The organism is Streptomyces sp. NPDC031210, from assembly GCF_055570395.1.
In genome coordinates, this window is the sequence record NZ_JBVIHH010000022.1 from 1 (window position 1) to 17,918 (window position 17,918).

Annotated in this window: 17 protein-coding genes; 7 read left to right on the forward strand and 10 right to left on the reverse strand. The window is 73.4% G+C overall.

The features are described from left to right. Window positions 1-121 precede the first annotated feature (121 nt). On the reverse strand, window positions 122-988 hold the full coding sequence (locus ACZ45Z_RS30155) for a lysozyme (protein WP_468369068.1): 867 nt from the start codon (window positions 986-988) through the stop codon (window positions 122-124). A gap of 290 nt (window positions 989-1,278) precedes the next feature. Between ACZ45Z_RS30155 and ACZ45Z_RS30160 the strand changes: the two genes are divergently transcribed. Then, window positions 1,279-1,770, forward strand: a complete 492-nt coding sequence (locus tag ACZ45Z_RS30160; protein WP_468369071.1) for a MarR family winged helix-turn-helix transcriptional regulator — start codon at window positions 1,279-1,281, stop codon at window positions 1,768-1,770. Window positions 1,771-1,803: 33 nt separating this feature from the next. Here the strand turns inward: ACZ45Z_RS30160 and ACZ45Z_RS30165 are convergent, their stop codons facing one another. Further along, the gene (locus ACZ45Z_RS30165) at window positions 1,804-2,649 is read right to left on the reverse strand and encodes a hypothetical protein (protein ID WP_468369074.1); all 846 of its coding nucleotides are present in this window, start codon (window positions 2,647-2,649) and stop codon (window positions 1,804-1,806) included. Window positions 2,650-3,121: 472 nt separating this feature from the next. Here ACZ45Z_RS30165 and ACZ45Z_RS30170 point away from each other — a divergent pair, with 472 nt between their 5' ends. From ACZ45Z_RS30170 to ACZ45Z_RS30190, 5 genes are read left to right on the forward strand one after another with little or no spacing between them, the layout of a single operon-like run. Further along, a complete protein-coding gene (locus tag ACZ45Z_RS30170) occupies window positions 3,122-6,115 on the forward strand; it encodes a sensor histidine kinase (protein WP_468369077.1) in 2,994 nt (997 codons plus the stop codon). Continuing rightward, window positions 6,112-6,600, forward strand: coding sequence for a roadblock/LC7 domain-containing protein (locus ACZ45Z_RS30175; protein ID WP_468369079.1), 489 nt, complete (start codon window positions 6,112-6,114; stop codon window positions 6,598-6,600). Before ACZ45Z_RS30170 ends, ACZ45Z_RS30175 begins: the two co-directional genes overlap by 4 nt. Next, on the forward strand, window positions 6,597-6,998 hold the full coding sequence (locus tag ACZ45Z_RS30180) for a DUF742 domain-containing protein (RefSeq protein ID WP_468369082.1): 402 nt from the start codon (window positions 6,597-6,599) through the stop codon (window positions 6,996-6,998). The genes ACZ45Z_RS30175 and ACZ45Z_RS30180 overlap by 4 nt, the downstream gene beginning before the upstream one ends. A 19-nt stretch (window positions 6,999-7,017) precedes the next feature. After that, window positions 7,018-7,653 carry a GTP-binding protein gene (locus ACZ45Z_RS30185; protein ID WP_468369085.1) on the forward strand — a complete coding sequence of 212 codons (636 nt, stop codon included), beginning with the start codon at window positions 7,018-7,020 and terminating at the stop codon, window positions 7,651-7,653. 55 nt (window positions 7,654-7,708) lie between these two features. Further along, window positions 7,709-8,941 carry a styrene monooxygenase/indole monooxygenase family protein gene (locus ACZ45Z_RS30190; RefSeq protein ID WP_468369088.1) on the forward strand — a complete coding sequence of 411 codons (1,233 nt, stop codon included), beginning with the start codon at window positions 7,709-7,711 and terminating at the stop codon, window positions 8,939-8,941. On the opposite strand, the gene ACZ45Z_RS30195 is transcribed toward ACZ45Z_RS30190, so the two are convergent. The 4 genes from ACZ45Z_RS30195 to ACZ45Z_RS30210 form a co-directional block, all read right to left on the reverse strand. Then, the gene (locus tag ACZ45Z_RS30195) at window positions 8,862-9,929 is read right to left on the reverse strand and encodes a hypothetical protein (RefSeq protein ID WP_468369091.1); all 1,068 of its coding nucleotides are present in this window, start codon (window positions 9,927-9,929) and stop codon (window positions 8,862-8,864) included. The genes ACZ45Z_RS30190 and ACZ45Z_RS30195 overlap by 80 nt on opposite strands. Before the next feature lie 236 nt (window positions 9,930-10,165). Further along, the gene (locus tag ACZ45Z_RS30200) at window positions 10,166-10,429 is read right to left on the reverse strand and encodes a hypothetical protein (protein WP_468369094.1); all 264 of its coding nucleotides are present in this window, start codon (window positions 10,427-10,429) and stop codon (window positions 10,166-10,168) included. A 54-nt stretch (window positions 10,430-10,483) separates the two neighbouring features. Continuing rightward, a complete protein-coding gene (locus tag ACZ45Z_RS30205) occupies window positions 10,484-11,224 on the reverse strand; it encodes a TetR/AcrR family transcriptional regulator (protein ID WP_468369097.1) in 741 nt (246 codons plus the stop codon). Window positions 11,225-11,304: 80 nt separating this feature from the next. Then, window positions 11,305-12,252, reverse strand: a complete 948-nt coding sequence (locus ACZ45Z_RS30210; RefSeq protein ID WP_468369099.1) for an AurF N-oxygenase family protein — start codon at window positions 12,250-12,252, stop codon at window positions 11,305-11,307. Window positions 12,253-12,422: 170 nt separating this feature from the next. Here ACZ45Z_RS30210 and ACZ45Z_RS30215 point away from each other — a divergent pair, with 170 nt between their 5' ends. Further along, window positions 12,423-13,532, forward strand: coding sequence for a ferritin-like domain-containing protein (locus ACZ45Z_RS30215; protein ID WP_468369102.1), 1,110 nt, complete (start codon window positions 12,423-12,425; stop codon window positions 13,530-13,532). Window positions 13,533-13,583: 51 nt separating this feature from the next. Here the strand turns inward: ACZ45Z_RS30215 and ACZ45Z_RS30220 are convergent, their stop codons facing one another. The 4 genes from ACZ45Z_RS30220 to ACZ45Z_RS30235 form a co-directional block, all read right to left on the reverse strand. Continuing rightward, window positions 13,584-14,063, reverse strand: a complete 480-nt coding sequence (locus ACZ45Z_RS30220) for an HD domain-containing protein (RefSeq protein WP_468369104.1) — start codon at window positions 14,061-14,063, stop codon at window positions 13,584-13,586. 31 nt (window positions 14,064-14,094) lie between these two features. Beyond that, window positions 14,095-15,615, reverse strand: a complete 1,521-nt coding sequence (locus ACZ45Z_RS30225; RefSeq protein WP_468369107.1) for a penicillin-binding transpeptidase domain-containing protein — start codon at window positions 15,613-15,615, stop codon at window positions 14,095-14,097. After that, window positions 15,612-17,036 (reverse strand): FtsW/RodA/SpoVE family cell cycle protein, encoded by a 1,425-nt coding sequence (locus ACZ45Z_RS30230; RefSeq protein WP_468369110.1) that lies wholly within the window; start codon window positions 17,034-17,036, stop codon window positions 15,612-15,614. Before ACZ45Z_RS30230 ends, ACZ45Z_RS30225 begins: the two co-directional genes overlap by 4 nt. Window positions 17,037-17,152: 116 nt before the next feature. Continuing rightward, complete coding sequence (locus tag ACZ45Z_RS30235) at window positions 17,153-17,506, reverse strand: SH3 domain-containing protein (RefSeq protein ID WP_468369113.1); 354 nt, start codon at window positions 17,504-17,506, stop codon at window positions 17,153-17,155. Window positions 17,507-17,918: the final 412 nt, after the last annotated feature.

Here is a 17,918-nt window from a genome sequence, read left to right on the forward strand (position 1 = left end):
CTCCCCAAACCAGCCTCTTTGCGAGTGGGGGAAAAAGAGGGCCCCCCCCCCACCCCCCCTGGGGAGGGCACCCCCCCCCCCCCCCCCCCCCCCCCCCCCCCCCCCCCCCCGAGAACGGGGATCAGCCGTTGGCGAGCGCCTTGAGGCGGTCCAGCGCGCCGTTGAAGCGGTTGTGGTCACCGACCGTGGGCCCGGTGGAGGTGTACTGCCAGATGGTGTGGAAGCCCCAGCCGGCCGGGAGTTCGCCGACCGACGAGCCGTAGCGCGGCACCCACAGCGGGTTGACGCTGCCGAATCCGGCGTAGTTGCCGGTGCACTGCTTCCACCAACTGGTGGAGGTGTAGAGCACCGCGTCCCGGCCGGTGCGCGCCTTGTAGGTGGCGAACCAGTCCTTCATCCAGTTGACCAGCCCGGCCGCGCTCATGCCGTAGCAGGTCGCTCCGTAGGGGTTGTACTCCATGTCGAGGGCGCCGGGCAGCGTCCTGCCGTCCCGCGACCAGCCGCCGCCGTGGCCGGCGAAGTAGGTGGCCTGCGCGGCGCCGCTGGAGGTGTTGGGGGTGGCGAAGTGATAGGCGCCGCGGATCATGCCGACGTTGTAGGAGCCGTTGTACTGCTGCGCGAACGAGGGGTTGGTGTAGCTGGTGGACTCGGTGGCCTTGACGTAGGCGAACCGGACACCGCTGTTCCACAGCGTCGACCACGCGACGCTGCCCTGGTGGCCGCTGACGTCCACGCCCTCCACGCTCGCGGCGAGCGAGGGTGCCGGGGGCGTGGCGACCGGCGCGCCGCCCTCGTGGGCGGCGATCTGCGAGCCGGCCCAGTCCTGGCCGGGATGGGTGGGCTCCGGCGCGTACGTGGCGGCCTCCGCGTACGCCCCGGCGGTGCCGGGCAGGCCGAGGAGGAGGGAGAGGAGCGCGAGAAGGACCCCGGCCGCGGTCGCGAGGGAACGCGAGGGACGGTGGGGGGAGCCGGATCTGAGCACGGGCATACGTGCCTCCGAAGATCTCGGTGAGGGACCTGAGGGGGGAGCGGTCTGGCGGCATGACGTGGGGGGTGAGGCACCCGCCGCGAGGTGCGGGAGGCGCGGTGGCACGTCCGGCACGCCGCGGTGACTTGGTGTGGTCATGCCATTACGGACGATACGCGCGTAGACCGGCGGGGGAGAAGAGGGGCGCGGGGCTGCCGTTGGTCTAATCCTGCGAAATACTGGCCGAGCTGCGGCTTCGGCCGCCGCTGAAAGAAACTTTCGGGGCAGGGAAAGCGGGAGAGGGCGCTGACGTGCACAACACCGGAGCCGACGGTACGACGGCGGACGGCCAGCCCGCTGGTGTGGACCACGTATTCCTCTCCCTGGAACGGGAGTTGGCGGTCTTCCTGCGCCGCGCCCGGGCCTCCTCCGGTGAACTGGCCCGCGAGGTCCACCCCGATCTGGAACCGGCCGCCTACGGACTCCTGGTCCGGCTGGCCGACGCCGGCGCCCAGCGCGCCACCGACCTCGCCGGCTACTTCGGCGTCGGCAAGGCCACGATGAGCCGCCAGTTGCACGCCCTGGAACGCCTCGGGCTCGTCGCCCGCGAGCCGGACCCGGCCGACGGCCGCGCCGTCCTCGTCCGCATCACCGACGAGGGCCGCGACCGCTTCAGCCGCGTCCGCACGGCCCGCCGCGCCCAGTACGCCCGCCGCCTCGCCTCCTGGGACCGCGCGGAGGTGGCCGAACTGGCCCGCCTGCTCCACCAGCTCAACGCGGGGCAGGACAGCGAGGAAGGCTAGGCGGGCCGGGCGGGCGCCGGAGATTCGGCACCGTCAGGGCGTCACATGGACCACCGTCGCGTCGTCCCGGGCCTTGCCGCGCGGATGGGCCGTGCCCTCCGGGTCCGCGGCCTCCGCCGCCCGGACGCGGTCGATGAGCGCCTGCGGGCCCAGCGTGGCCACCAGGGCCGCGCAGTCCGCCCAGGAGCCCTCGTGGAAGACCTCGACCCAGCGGCTCGCCCCGTCGGACAGCGCGGTCAGCGAACGGACCTCGCCGCGCGGGGTGGTGCCGGTGACGGCGCGGGCGGCGACGGCCGGATCGGCGGCCGCGGTGAAGAAGCCGCCCTCGGCGTTGCGCAGCGCCTCGACCGCCCGGACGTACTCCCGGCCGGCGGCGGCCCGTTCGGCGGAGCCGCGGGGCAGCGCCCGTACGGTGTCGCGCAGGGCCGGGACCGGCGGCGGCAGTTCGTCCAACCGGGGATCCAGCACCGGCCGCAGTGCGCCGTCCGCCCCCTCCATCAACAGGGCGGAATCGGACAGGACGAGGTGTTCGACGGTGGCCTCCGACCACCTCACGGCGACCACGGTTGCCTGCGGCGTGCGGCTGTGAGAAAGGTCACAGGTGGTGCGATGGGTTCCGGCCGTGCGGGAGATGGACTCGGCGAGCGCCTCAGCGAGCGTCATATCCGGGTGTGAACCCGACAGTTCGAGCATTGCGCCCCCCAGCCGCGCGGTGAACCACGACACCGGGTGCGCGCAGCCGTAGTCCGCCTCCGGAGGCGTCACACCGTCCAGGAGGACCAGGACTCCGCCCTGGCCGGAGGCCGGGAGAGCCACGGACGCGTAGTCCTCGTTTGGGCGTTGGGGATCGCCCGGCTCGGTGGCGAGTGCGATGCGCATGCCGGCAAGTCTGCCGGAGGCGGCGCACCGGCCCCGGCCGCCAAGGGGTCCGCGGCCCGTGACGTACCGGCGGACCAGGGGAGCGGGGAAGGTCCGGACCGGACGGCCGGCCGGACTGCGGGCGCGCATCCTGCCAGGACCGGGACCGTTCTCCAAACTTTTCCCGGGGTTGCGCCGCGTTGCGGCCCGGCCCGGCGGTGGACGGAAGTTGATGGTCAAACTCCGATTGATGTTCACTCCTTCCGGTGGCCGGGCAGGTGTTGCCGAGCCACTGCGCGGCGCCGGTGGAATGGTCGTTTCCCGGATCACGGGGTGGGGCCAGGACGCTCGTCGCGACGCGCAGAACCGGGCTGTTCCCCTTCGCGGAAGTGTGCTGCTGCGGTCTTCGCGCAGGTCCGCCCCGCGAGCGGAGAGCGAGCCGGGTCCGCGACGCCATTCGGCGTACGCAGGCGAGACAGGATTGCGAGCAGCGGTGCGGAAGAAGCGGCTTCGGGGCGGCGCAGGGAAGCCGGGATCACCGGCCGGTTCGGTCTTCGGACCGGGCAAGGGCCCGGTGGGGGATCCGGGCACGACGGACGGCGACGGCCGTGCGGGACGACGTCCCGCACGGGTGCGCAACCGGCTCGTCGCAGCCGTGGCCGTCGTGGCCGCCGCCGTACTGGGAGCCGGCGCGCCCGCCGTCCTCACCGCCGCCGACAACGCTCAGAGCACCCAGCAACTGGTCGACCTGGCCGAGTTGAACGCGCGCGCCATCGGGCTCGCGCACTCCCTCGCCGACGAGCGCGACACCCTGACCGCCCACGTCGCCGCCGGGCGGCGCCCGGCGCCCGACGCGCTGCGCTCCCAGCAGTCCCGGGTGGACCGCCAGATCGCCGAACTGCGCACCGAGGCCCGCGACGCCTCCGGCCGCCGGTCCGCGGTCGCCACCGCGGAGAAACTCCTCGACGCGCTCCCGGCAACCCGCCGCCAGGCACTGTCCGGCCCCGGCACGGCCCAGGAGACGTACGCCGCCTACACCGCGGCCGTCCAGGCGCTGGGCGCGATCAGCGACGACATCGCCCGCGGGCTGCCCGCCCGCGCCGACTCCGCCGACGCCGACACCCACGCGCTGCCCGTCCTGGGCCGCGCCGCCGACCAGGCCGCCGGCACCCGCGCCCTGCTCCTCGCCGCCCTCGGTGCGGGCGGCCCCCAGCCCCGGCTGACCGCCGCCGCCCAGCTCGCCCACGTACGCGCCCAGGGCGCGCTGGCCGACTTCCGCCAGGTGGCCGGCGACGGCGCCCGGGACCGCTACGACCGCACCGTCAACGGCACGGACGTCGCCACCGCCGAGCGCTATCTGGCCCGGCTGACCGACCAGCCCCGCCTGGACCCCGCCGACCTGCGGCTGAACCGCGCGCGGGTGCGCTCCACCCTCACCACCCGCGTCGCACTGATGCGCGGTGTCGAGTCGGCCATGGCCACCGCCGAGATCGCGCGGCTCGGTGAGCTGCGCGACGACGAGGTGACGGAACTGGAGATCCGCATCGCGCTGGCCGGGCTCTGCCTGCTGGCCGCCGTCGGTGCCGGGGTGTGGGCGGCGCGTTCCATGACCCGGCCGCTGGCCGTCCTGCGGCTCGGCGCCCAGCGGGTCGCCGCCGACCCCGCACACGAGGAGCCCCTCACCTTCAAGGGCCGCGACGACGAGTTCGCCGCCGCCGTACGGTCCGTCAACGCGCTGCACGCCAAGGTCGGCGAGCTGGCGCGGCGGACCGGCGAACTGGAGGGCGAGCGCAAGCGGCTGGTCACCGGCCGGCAGCGGATGGTCGCCGAGCGGGAGGTGCTCCAGGACCAGCAGGCGGAGCTGAAGGAGGAGATCGCCGACCTCACCGAGCGGCTGGCCGCCCTGCGCGCCGGCGTGCACGGCCGGTTCGTCAACCTCTCCCTGCGCACCCTGGCCCTGGTGGAGCGCCAGCTCGCCGTCATCGAGACCCTGGAGCAGGGCGAGCACGACCCGGCGCGGCTGGAGACCCTCTTCAAGCTGGACCACTTCGCCGCGCGGATGCGCCGCAACAGCGAGAACCTCCTGGTGCTCGCGGGCTCCGAACACGGCACCGGCCACCCCGGGCCGGTACCCCTGCTGGACGTGCTGCGTGCCTCGGTCAGCGAGATCGAGCGGTACGAGCGGGTCCGCATCCAGTCCCTGCCGCCGCACGCGCAGGTCGCCGGTTTCGCCGCGGACGACCTCAGCCACCTCGTCGCCGAACTCCTGGAGAACGCCACCGCCTTCTCACCGCCGGACGCGCACGTCGAGCTGTCCGGCTGGCTGCTGGAGAGCGGCGAGGTCATGCTCTCGGTGCAGGACCAGGGCATAGGGATGACCGCGGACCGCCTGGCGGAGCTCAACGACCGGCTGTCCGACGTCGAGGCGGCCTCCTCCTCCGAGACCATCGACGAAGCGCTCGGCCTCGGCCTGTACGTCGTGGTCCGGCTGGCCGCCCGGCACGGCGTCCGCGTCCAACTGCGCGACCAGAAGCAGGGCGGCGTCACCGCCGTCGTGGTCCTGCCCGGCTCGATACTGGCCACCCGCCCGTCCGCCTCGCCGGCGGCCCTCCGGGACGTGACGTACACCCCGAGCCTGCCCGGCTCGGTGGCCGAGGCGAACTCCAACACCCTCCAGACGCGGGTGCGGACCGACGCGGCGACGACGGCCGGTGGAGTCGATGCTCCGGAGGCCGACGCGCCCGCGGCGTCCGAGGAGGAGGCGGCCGCGGCCGCACCGGCCACGGAGGCGCCCGACACCTCCGGCCTGATTCCGGAGCAGCCGGGCCCCGAGGACGCCCCGGCTCCCGCCGCCGACCCGTTCGTCGCCGCCGCCGAGCGGGCGATCGACGCGGCCGGGCTGGGCCCGGCCGAGCCGGCGGACGCGACCACGCCGGCCGAAGCACCGGAACCGTCCGACGCGTCCGACCCGTCCGACCCGTCAGATCCGTCCGGCCCCACCACCCACCACGCGCCCGACCCGAGCCCGTACGGCCCGCAGTCGCCCGGCCCCTACGCCACCGGCGGCGACGAACACACCCGGCCCGAGGACGAGGCCGCCCCGGCCGGGCCCGAAGCCCCGTCCGACCCGGCTCCCTCCGACCCGTACGCCATCGGCCCCGACGAGCACGCCGCCGCCCCGCCCGCCGAACAGCGGCGCACGACCGTCACCGGGCTGCCCAAGCGCACGCCGAAGGTCGTCGAGCAGCGGCAGGCGAAGGCACCGCGCAAGGGCGCCGGCGGCGCGGCCGGTGCCGAGGCGCTGCGACGCCGGCTCGGCGGGTTCCAGCAGGGCGCGCGCGAGGGCCGCCGAGAGGTGGCGGCCGAGACCGGGGACGCCACCGCGGAGCGGACCACCCAGACCACCCCACACACCAACCCACAGACCGACACCGACGGAGCGGGGGCCCCGGAAAAGAGCCACATCGTCGAGGAGGCACGCGATTGAACGCGCAAGCGCCCACTGCTCAAGGCCACGGACTGAGCAGCCAGGCCAGGAACCTGCACTGGCTGCTGACCAATCTGGTGGACGAGGTACCCGGCATCCGCTCGGTCGCGGTGGTCTCCTCCGACGGACTGCTGCTGCTGTCCTCCGACCCCGGCCGGGACACCGCGCGGCCCGGTGAGAGCGACGGTCCGAGGGGCTCCAGTGCCGACCTCGCCACCATCGTCTCCGGCCTCGGCAGCCTCACCCATGGCGCCGCGAAGCTGATGGACGGCGGAAGCGCCAAGCAGACGATGGTCACGATGGAGGAGGGCAGCCTCTTCGTCATGTCGATCAGCGACGGTTCGCTGCTCGGCGTGCACGCCACGGCCGACTGCGACATGAGCGTCATCGCCTACCACATGGCGCTGTTCGTCGGCCGGGCCGGCCACGTCCTCACGCCCGAACTCCGCACCGAACTGCGCAAGTCGATGGAGAGCGCCCAGTGAGTCCCACTCCCAAGCTCCCCGTACGCGGCGGGGAGAAGAAACCCGCCCGGGTACGGCCGTACTCGCTCACCGGCGGCCGGACCCGCTTCGGCCACGTCCTGCTCGTCGAGACGTTCGTGGCAGCCCTGGAAGGCCCCGGCGAACGGCGCGAGCTGACCTCGGGCGGCTGGGGCGACCGCGTCATGCCGGAAATGCGCGCGATCGTCGAGCTGTGCCGCCGCATGCGTTCCGTCGCGGAGATCTCCGCGCTGCTCAAGATGCCGCTGGGCGTGGTCCGGGTACTGCTCAGCGACCTCGCCGACCAGGGAAAGATCCGCGTCTACGGCACCGGGCACGGCACCGGCCGACCCGAACGCGCGCTGCTGGAAAGGGTGCTGAGTGGACTTCACAGGCTCTGACACGATAGCGGCCGAGCCGATGACCACCGCTCGTGACGCGGCCCCGGCCGAGGCGGTGGCGGCGGCCACCGACGAGGGGCTGCACGGCTGGCAGACGGACCGCTCACGGGCGCCGATCGCCACGAAGATAGTGGTGGCGGGCGGCTTCGGCGTCGGCAAGACCACGTTCGTCGGCTCGGTCTCGGAGATCACCCCGCTCCAGACCGAGGCGGTGATGACGCAGGCCAGCGCCGGCACCGACGATCTGACCGCCACCCCGGAGAAGACCACGACCACGGTCGCGATGGACTTCGGGCGGATCACCCTCGACCAGGACCTGGTGCTCTACCTGTTCGGCACGCCCGGGCAGCAGCGCTTCTGGTTCATGTGGGACGACCTGGTGCGCGGCGCCATCGGCGCCGTCGTGATGGCCGACACCCGCCGCCTGGAGGACTGCTTCCCGGCGCTGGACTACTTCGAGAGCTGCGGACTTCCCTACGTCGTCGCGGTCAACCACTTCGAGGGGACCGACTCCTACGCCGTGGAGGACGTCCGCGACGCGCTGACCGTGCCCCCGCACGTACCCGTGGTGATCATGGACGCCCGTAACCGGATCACGGTGATCGAGTCGCTGCTGGCGTTGGTCGGCCACGCCCTGGAGACCACGCCCGAGTAGCCCGCCCCCCAGCCCCACCCCCCGAACGCCAGCAGTAACAGAGAAGAGCGCCGCCATGCGGAAGATACTCATCGTCGGAGCCGGCCAGTCCGGCCTCCAACTCGCCCTCGGACTCCAGGCCCAGGGCTACGAGGTCACCCTCATGTCCAACCGCACCGCGGACGAGATCCGCTCCGGCCGGGTCATGTCGACGCAGTGCATGTTCGACACCGCGCTCCAGCACGAGCGCGACCTCCAGATCAACTTCTGGGAGAGCCAGGCCCCGCGCATCGAGGGCCTGGGCGTCTCGGTCGCGGCGCCGGACTCCACCCGTGCCATCGACTGGGTCGGCAAGCTGGAGGGCTACGCCCAGTCCGTCGACCAGCGGGTGAAGATGGCCGGCTGGATGGAGACCTTCGCCCAGCGCGGCGGCCAACTCGTCATCCACGGCGCGGCCGTCTCCGACCTGGACTTCTTCGCGAGCCGCTACGACCTGACGCTGGTCTCGGCCGGCAAGGGCGAGCTGGTGTCGATGTTCGGCCGGGACGCCGCCCGCTCGCCCTACGACGCGCCGCAGCGCGCGCTCGCCGTCGCCTACGTCCACGGCATGGGCCCGCGCCCCGAGCACCCCGACTTCGACGCGGTGCGCTGCAACCTCGTCCCCGGCGTCGGCGAACTCTTCGTCATGCCGACGCTGACCACCTCCGGCCGCGCCGACATCCTCTTCTGGGAGGGCGTCCCCGGCGGCCCGCTCGACGTCTTCCAGGGCGTCAAGGACCCCAACGAGCACCTCGCGACCACCCTGGAGCTGATGGAGCGCTTCCTGCCCTGGGAGTACGCCCGCGCCACCAAGGTCGAACTGACCGACGCGGGCGGCACGCTGGCCGGCCGCTACGCCCCGACCGTGCGCGAGCCCATCGGCCGGCTGCCCTCCGGCGGCCTGGTCCTGGGCGTCGCCGACGTGGTCGTCGCCAACGACCCGATCACCGGCCAGGGCTCCAACTCGGCCGCCAAGTGCGCCGCCGCCTACCTCGCCGCCATCGTCGAGCACGGTGAGAAGCCGTTCGACGCGGACTGGATGCGGGCGACCTTCGACCGCTACTGGAACACCGCCCAGCACGTCACCAAGTGGACCAACGCGATGCTGGCGCCGCCGCCCGAGCACGTCCTGAACGTCATCGGCGCGGCCGGAGAGCTCCAGCCCGTCGCCGACCGCTTCGCCAACGGCTTCAACGACCCGTCCGACTTCGAGAACTTCTTCTACGACCCGGACAAGGCGAACGCCTACCTGGCGTCCCTGACGTCCTGAGGCCCGCCCGGCCGGCGGTCCGGCTCCACCGGCCCCGGCCGGTGGAGCCCGCCGTCCCGAGCCGGCTCAGCGCGGTGAGCTGCTCCTCGGAGAGCGAGGCCAGCAGTTCCTCGACCTTTCCCAGTCGCGCGCGGACCGCGTTGCGCTGCCGCTCGCGCCGGGCGGCCAGCCCGCGCCGCGCGTCGCGTACGGCGCGGGCCCGGCCGGCCAGCGCGGCCGCTCGCTTCTCGGCGGCGATCAGCCGGGTGACGGCGGCGGTCTGGGCGCGCGCCACCTCCTTGAGGAAGTGCGCACGCTCCATGGCCTGTTGGGGGTCCTTGGACAGCAGGACGCGCAGGAACGACGTCAGCCCGTCCGTGGCCGAGCCCTGGTACTGGAGCCGGGCCAGCCGCCCCGCGCCGACGCGCCCGTCGGCGAGCCGCGCCCTGGCCTTCGCCAGCCGGGCGGCGAGGAGCCGGTACTTCGCCTGCGCCTTCCGCAGGTCCCGCTGCGTGGCGTGGAGCTCCCGGGCGGACCTCTTCGCCTTCCAGTAGAGGGTCCGCAGGCGTCGCAGGAGGGCGGCCGGGTCGCGGTCGGCCGGGTCGCCGACGGCGGCTTCGGGCGCGTCCTCGTCCTCGTCGGGACCGGCCGACGAGCCGGTGCCGGTGCCGGTGTCTGTGCCTGCGCCTGTGCCGTTCGGGCCGCCGCTTCCGTCGGCGCCCTCGGTGACCTGCCCGAGACCGCCCTCGCCGGTGTCCGTCGAGCCGGTGTCCGCCGAGCCGCCACTCGCCGACCCGCCGCTCGCCGACCCGCCGCTCGCCGACCCGCCGCCCGTCGACCCGTCGTCCGCCGCCCCGGAGGTCGCGGCGTCCCAGGCCCCGCCGCGCGTCGCCCCCCTGGGAGCGGGCGCCGACGCCACCGGGGCCAGGGCGTCCGCCGCGGGCAGCGACAGCGTCACCGCGCCGACGAGCGCCGAGGCGCACAGCGAGCGCAGCAACCGTCCGGACACCTCGTCACCTCCGCCACCCGCGGCCGCCCGGGTCGCCCCGGTCGTCCAGGGCCCGCCGAGCTGACCGTCCGCAGGTCTCGGATGGTGTCACGCCAGTCGTACATTCGGGATTAACGAGGAGGAACGGGCGCCCGCGCTCACTCGATCGGTCGTCCTCGACCGGCCCTCGCGCAAGGTGCCGGCACCCGCCGGCCGGGCGCCGCTCACCCGCCGCCCGGCGGCCGTCGGAAAACCTCTCAACCGGATTTCGTCCAGGGCCACTTGAGCCCGCCCGGCGGCTTGCCCTCCGGGTCGTAGGTGTACTTCCAGCCGCGCGGCAGCCCCAGGCGCCCCACCTGCCCGTGGGTCCGGCGGTAGACGTGCACCGTCGGCGGCCGTCCGTCGTCGTTCGGCACCGGCACGGTGTAGATCTTCGGCGGCTGGCCGGTCGCGCCCACCAGCACCGGCAGTACCCGGCCGTCCAGGGGCCCGCCGACGAAGGGGGTGTTCTCGCTTCTCACCCCCTCAGTGTCACACCACCCGCCGCCCCGCGGCTCGCGGTGGGCGGCGGCGGGTCACAGCAGGTGGGCCGCGTCGCCGACGACCGGCAGGACGCGGCGGGCCAGGTCGCCGACCGGACCGTCGGAGGTCTCGATGGCCAGCGCCGCCCGGGTCACCCGCGCGGTCTGCGGATCCCGGGCCGCGGTCGCGGTCAGCAGGGCGATGAAGTGGTCGACCAGCCAGTCGCGCAGCTCGTCCAGGGCGGGCCGCTTGTCCTCGTCGAGCCAGATGAGGGACGCGGCCTCGACGGCGGTGATCCACATGCGCACCGTCATCCGCAGCCGCAGACCCGGCTCCGGCTCGCCCAGATGCCGCAGGATCTGGTCGGCGGCGGCGCGCCGCACCTCGTCCACGATCGCGGACGTACGGGAGGTCTCCACGACGCTGCCGCCCTGGAGGAGCGCGCTGAAACCGGCGTCGTGCTCGTCGACGAACGCCAGATAGCGGTCCAGGGCGTGGGAGAGGCGCTGGGTGAGCGGACCGGTCTCGGGCTCGGCGAAACACCGCTCCAGGAGGTCGGCGGCGCTGCGCAGCGCCGCCTCGTACAACTGCTGCTTGCCGCCGGGGAAGTAGCGGTAGACGAGCGGGCGGGAGACCTCGGCGGCGGCCGCGACGTCGTCCAGTGACACGTCCTCCGGCGCGCGGTGGGCGAACAGGCCCAGTGCGGCGGCGAGCAGTTGGCCGCGGCGCTGCTCGACGCCCATCCTGCGGTACGCGGGTCGGGCTACTGCTGGGGCGGTGCCGCTGCCGTTCATGCCCAGCAGCGTAACCGCCCCGGTCGCGGCTTCGCACAGGTGCTCGTACGGTGTGCGCCACTCCGCGCCCGGGGCGCGGGTCACGCCAGCAGGCCCGAGCTCTTCCACAACCGGCGTCCCACGCCGCGCAGTACACCGATCTCGTCGAGGAAGTCGGTCAGCCGCCGGGCGCCGGACTGCATGACCTCGCGGCGGTGCCCGCTGGCCCGCACCTGGGCGACGGCCTCGCGCCGGTCCAGGCCGACGTTGGTGTAGACCTCGGGGTTGACGAACGCGAGGGAGAAGACCCGGGCCGCCTCGCCGGAGCTGATCCGGGTCAACTCCCGTTCCCAGCGCGGCGCGGTGACCATCTGGCGGCGCAACTCCTCACGCGCGTAGCGCACGTGCCGGGCCTCCTCGACCACGTGGATGCGGGTCACGCCGCGCACGATGGTCTGCACCCGCTCGTCGGGGAAGGTCAGCCGCTGCATCCAGTCGAGGATCTCCTCGCCGAGCAGCGTGCAGGCGAACGAACCCGGGGTGGTGGAGACCGTTTTGAGGATCCGGGCGAGGTTGTGGTTGAGCCGGGAGACCGGGTACGTCGGCGCGCCGCCCTTGTGGATCATGCGGGCGAACATCTTGGAGTGCCGGCACTCGTCGGCGATCTCGGTGAGCGCGTAGCGGACGTGCGCGCTGGTCACGGGCTTGTCGTAGATGTGGCGCACCAGGAGCTGCATCAGGATGATCTCGAACCAGATGCCCAGGGAGGCCAGGGAGGCCGCCTCGTGCCGGGAGAGGTCCACCCGCTGCTCGTGCGACATCTTCTTCCACAGGGGTGTGTCGTAGAGCGAGACCAGCTCCGGCGGCCAGAACCACTTGCCCTCGTCGAGTGGCGCGGCCCAGTCGAGTTCGGTGTCGGGGTCGAAGGAGTGCTTGGCGGAGGAGTCGAGCAGTCGCTCGGCCACCTGTTCCCGGTCCTTGAGCAGCCCGAGGGCGTCCCGCAGGACTTCGGTGTCCGGCACGGTCATTGCGGTGGGCGCGCTTGTCATGGCAGTGGCTACCTCGCTCGTGGGTTACCGGCGGTCACGTCTTATGAGACTGCGTGTCAGCAAGGACGTCAATCCCCCGCGCACGACTTATTGACCCGCCGGTAAGAAGCGTGTGAGCCTGCCAACGACCCCGCTCTGGCAAGGGGTTCGGCGACCCCGAGGAGGCGTCCGTGTCGATCCGAGACCTCTACGTGCAAGGCCCCGGTGACCCTCTGTGGGAGGTGCCGGCCGCCGGCGCGGCCCGGTTCAACTGGGAATACGACGACGGCCGGGACCGGCTGCTCGCCCTGTACCAGAAGGGCAAGGACAAGCAGTGGGACGCCACCACACGCATCGACTGGGACCTGGAGGTGGACCCCAAGGACCCGCTCGGCACCCCGGACGAGTCGATGTCCCTGTACGGCACCGCGTACTGGGACAAAATGACGGAGAAGGACCGCGGCGATCTGCGGCAGCACTACACCTCCTGGCAGTTCAGCCAGTTCCTGCACGGCGAGCAGGGCGCGATGGTGTGCGCGGCGAGGATCGTCGAGTCCGTCCCCGACCTCGACGCGAAGTTCTACAGCGCCACCCAGACCATGGACGAGGCCCGGCACGCCGAGATCTACGGCCGCTTCCTCAAAGACAAGATCGGCATGCTCTACCCGGTCAACGACAACCTCCAGGCCCTGCTCGCCGACACCCTTGAGGACTCCCGCTGGGACATGCCCTACCTGGGCATGCAGGTGCTGATCGAGGGCCTCGCGCTGGCCGCCTTCGGCATGATCCGCGACACCACCACCAAGCCGCTGCCCCGGCAGATCCTCACCTACGTCATGCAGGACGAAGCCCGCCATGTCGCCTTCGGCCGGCTGGCGCTGCGCGACTACTACAAGCAGCTCACCGACGCCGAACTGCGCGAACGCGAGGAATTCGTCATCGAGGGCTGCTACTTGATGCGCGACCGGCTGCGCGGACTGGAAGTCCTGGAGAACTTCGGCATACCGCCCCAGGAGGCCGCCGAGATCACCGAGCGCTCCGAATTCCTCCACCTGTTCCGCAAACTGCTCTTCAGCCGGATCGTGCCGTGCGTGAAGGACATCGGCCTGTGGGGCGAACGGCTGCAACGCGCCTACGTCGACCTGGGCGTCTTCGAGATGGGCGACTCCAACCTCGACCTGCTGATGGCCCAGGACGAGGAACTCGCCGACCGGCTCGACGCGGAGCGCTTCGCCGCCGAGGAGGCGGCACGCAAGGCCGAGGTCGCGGCGGCCGTCGAGCGGGGGGCGGCGCAGGGGTGAGCGGGCGCGCGGGCCGGCCGCTCAGGGATGAACGGCGCGCGGGCCGGCCGCTCAGGCCAGTCCCAGCAGCGCCCGCATCCGCGCGTACTTCGCGGTCAGCCGCTCCCGGGTCGGCGCGTCCAGGACCGCCAGCCGGCCCGGATCGGCGTTGTGCGCCAGATCCGCCTCCTTGACCAGCAGTGCGCCGGGCGTGGCCAGGATGCGCGCGGCGTACTCCTCCACCGGCTCACCGGCGCGCTTGGTGACCGCCAGGACGATGTCCTTCGTCGCGTCGGTGAGCGCCGCGCCGCCCAGCCACGCGCGGCTGAGCGCGGCATCCTCCACGGCGTCGTGCAGCCACGCCGCGGCGATCTGCTCATCGCTCCCGCCGCGCGCCCGTACGCCCGCCGCGACGGCCGCCAGATGCCCGGCGTAGGGGAGCCCCGCCTTGTCGGTCTGTCCCGCGTGCGCCCGCCGGGCCAGCGCCTCGACCTCGGCCAGGGACAGCGGCGGGCGCGCGGGCGGCGGGACGGAAGCGGGAGTTCGGGCCATGGGGCCATTGTGGCGGGCGGCGGCGGGCGCGTCAGCGCGGGGCCGGGGGAGGAGCACTCCGGGGCGTCGGGGCCGCCGTGCCCTCACCGGCCGGGTCCCGGCGCAGGACGGCAGCCATCACCGCGCGGGCGAGCGGCGCCGCGCTGCCGCCGCCGCTGATCTCCGCCCGGTCGGTGGCCGCGTCCTCGACCACCACGGCCACCGCCACCGCCGGCTCGCCGCTGTCCTTCTCCCGGGCCCAGGAGATGAACCAGGCGTAGGGGGCGCCCTCGTTGCGCGCGCCGTGCTGGGCGGTGCCGGTCTTCCCGCCCACGGTCGCGCCCTTGATCGCGGCCCGCTTCCCGCTGCCGTGCTCGACGACGTCGACCATCATGTCCTGGAGCTGCCGGGCGGCGGCCGGGCCGACCGCCTGGCGCGCGGGGCGGTGCGGCCCGGTGCCGACGGTGACCCCCCGGGCGTCGGTCACCTTCTCCACGAGATACGGCGGCGTCAGCACCCCGTCGTTGGCGACCGCCGCCGCGACCATCGCCATCTGGAGCGGCGTCGCGGTGGTGTCGTACTGCCCGATCGCGGACAGCGCGAGCTGCGCGGTGTCCATCCGGGTGTCGAAGTTGCTGCGCGCGACGGGGACCGGAATGCGCAGCCGGCGGTCGTTGAAGCCGAAATTCCGGGCCGTACGGACCATGTGCCGCAGGCCCGTGGCGGCACCCAGCCGGGCGAAGACGGTGTTGCAGGACACCCGGAAGGCGTCCCGCAGACTGGCGCCCGCGCAACCGCGCGCGTCGTTGCCCAGGCGGGTGGCGGTGCCGGGCAGGGTGTAGGGATCGGAGGCGTCGGTGGGGGCGTCGGCGTCGGTGACGGTGCCGCTCTCCAGCGCGGCCGCCGCGGTGACGACCTTGAAGACGGAGCCGGGCGGGTAGGTCCGGCGGATCGCCCGGTTGAGCATCGGCCGGTCGGGGGCGCTGTTGAGGTGGCGCCAGGCGGCGGCCACCGCGGGGCCGTTCCCGGACAGGACGCCCGGGTCGTACGACGGCGTGCTGGCCAGCGCCAGGATGCGGCCGGTGCGCGGCTCGATCGCGGCCACCGCGCCCTTCTTGTCACCGAGGCCGGCGAACGCGGCGCGCTGGGCGCCGGGGTGGAGGGTGGTGGCCACGTCGCCGCCCGGCCGGTGGGTGCGGGTCAGCTCGTCCCACCAGGGGAAGGCGGCGAGCCGGTCGTCGGTGCCGGCGAGGATGTCGTCCTCGGCCCGCTCCAGCAGGGACGTGCCGTACGTCTGCGAGGAGTAGCCGGTGACCGGCGCGTAGAGCGGGCCGTCGGTGTACGTCCGCTCGTAACGCAGCCGCCCGCCGCTGTCCCGCGAACCGGTGACCGGTACGCCGGCGACCAGGACGGCGCCGCGCGGCCGCTCGTAACGGTCCATCGCCACCCGCCGGTTGGCCGGATCGCCGGCGTAGGCACCGGCCTCCCAGAGCTGCACCCGCGCGGCGTTGACCAGCAGGGCCGCGAGCAGCACGAAGCTGAACGCGGCGGTGTGCCGGATGCCGCGGATCACCTGCTCTCCCAGTTGGCGGGGCTCTTCGGGGCGGCGGGGTGCGCGGTGCCGGGCGGCGGCCCGTCCGCCTCCGGCCGCGGGGCGCGGGCCCGGTCGCTGAGGCGCACCAGCAGCGCGATGATGATCCAGTTGGTGACGACGGACGAGCCGCCCTGCGCGAGGAACGGCAGCGCCATACCGGTCAGCGGGATCAGCGCCATCACCCCGCCCGCGATGACGAAGACCTGAAGGGCGGGCAGCACGGCGAGGCCGACCGCCAGCAGGCTGCCGAAGGGGTCGCGCAGGCCGAGCGCGGTGCGGTAGCCGCGGCCCACCAGCAGCGCGTAGAGGACGAAGAGGGCGGACAGGCCCGCCAGCCCCAGTTCCTCGCCGCAGGTCGCCAGGATGAAGTCGGACTTCATCGCGAAGCCGATCAGGTAGGAGTCGCCCTGGCCGAGGCCGGTGCCGAGCATCCCGCCCGCGGCGAAGGCGAACAGCGACTGGGCGAGCTGGCCCGGCCCCTCACCGGCCGCGATACCGGCGAACGGGTGCAGCCAGTCCTCGACCCGGCCGTGGACATGCGGCTCCAGCGTGCCCACGGCGGCCGCGCCGGCGCCCGCGAGCAGCAGGCCGATCGCGATCCAGCCGGTCCGCCCGGTGGCCACGTACAGCAGGACGACGAAGAGACCGAAGAACAGCAGGGAGGTGCCCAGGTCGCGTTCCAGGACCAGCACGGCGACGCTGACCAGCCAGATCGCGACGATCGGGCCGAGCACCCGGCCGGTGGGCAGCCGCAGTCCCCACACCCTGCGGCCGGTGTGGGCCAGCGCGCCGCGGTTGGCGGCGAGATAGGCCGCGAAGAAGACGGTGATCAGGACCTTGGCGAATTCGCCGGGCTGGAGGGAGAACCCGGCGAACCGGATCCAGATCTTGGCCCCGTTGACCGCCGGGAAGAAAATCGGGGCCACCATCAAGAACAGCGCCAGGGCCGCGCAGACGTAGGCGTACCGCTGGAGCACCCGGTGGTCGCGCAGCACGGCCACCACGACGGTGAACAGGGCGACGCCGACGGCGGACCAGATCAGTTGCACGGGCGCCGCGTGGTCGTCGGGGGTCTCCCGGTCGAGGCGGTAGATGAGCACCAGCCCGAGCCCGTTGAGCAGCACGGCGACGGGCAGCAGCAGCGGATCGGCGTAGCGGGCGCGGAAGCGGACCGCGAGGTGGGCGAGCAGGGCGAGGACGCCCAGCCCGGCGCCGTAGCCGACCGCGCCGCTGGGGACGCCGCGCGCGGTGGCGGCGCCCACGACCACATAGCCGCACACGCAGATCAGGACGGCGCCCACGAGGAGGGCGAGTTCGATGCCGCGCTGTCCGGGGGGCGGCGGCACGGGCGGGGGAGAGTCCGCCGGGCGCGCGGAGGCTGCCGTGGCCGTTGCCGTCATGCCTGGCAACGTAGCAAGCGGTGGACGATATTTCGGTTATGCCGGATACCGCGTTCGGGGGGCCGGCGCCCCGGACCGCGCCGGCGGCCGGGGCGGGGTGACACCGGGCACTCGCGTCAGCACCAGGCGGGGGCCGCGCCGATGTTCACGATGTAGCGCGCGGAGGACCAGGTGTAGGACCCGTCGGTGAGCTTGTACCAGCGGGGATTGCCCTGGATGTTCTCGCCGTTGACCTTGCAGACGACATCGACGATCTTGCCGTACGGGTTCTTGCCGACCACCCGGTAGTGGCTGCTCGGCCCCGAGCGGACCAGCAGGCCCGACTTGGCGATGACCCGGCCCTTGTACGGGCCGCGGTCGTGACCGCTGTCCGCCGCCAGGGCGGGACCGGCCGCGAGGGCGGTGGTCAGCGCGCCCGAGAGGGCGCAAAGGGCGAGCGTGGCGGACTTCGACTTCGGCTTCAACGACATGCGCTTCCTCCTGCGAAGGCAAGAAATCCCTGCGAGATGAGTCCGGTGGGGTTGCCGGGGCGTCGGGCGACGGGCGGAACGGAGCGGGGCGGGAACTGAGTCGCATAGGCGCGTTATCCGCGTCCCTGCCCGGCTACGAGTGCGACTTTGCGCCGGTAAGCAGTGATTCGGCGCCTTTGCGCGAGGTGCAAACCACACGCTAAGGAGGCCCCGGAGGGTCTGCAACTCGTCGCCGATGGTGAGGAACCTGCCGCCGGGCGGCGGATGAATTCATGACGGGTCGTGACATTCCGCCACCCGGGTGGCCCGGAGCGAGGATTGCCCCGGGCGGAGACGGGTGTGGCGGCCGTCTCGGCTGCGCCTGAGGGAGGAGGGCGCCATAGGGGAAGAGTCAGGGTCGTGCCAGGGGTGG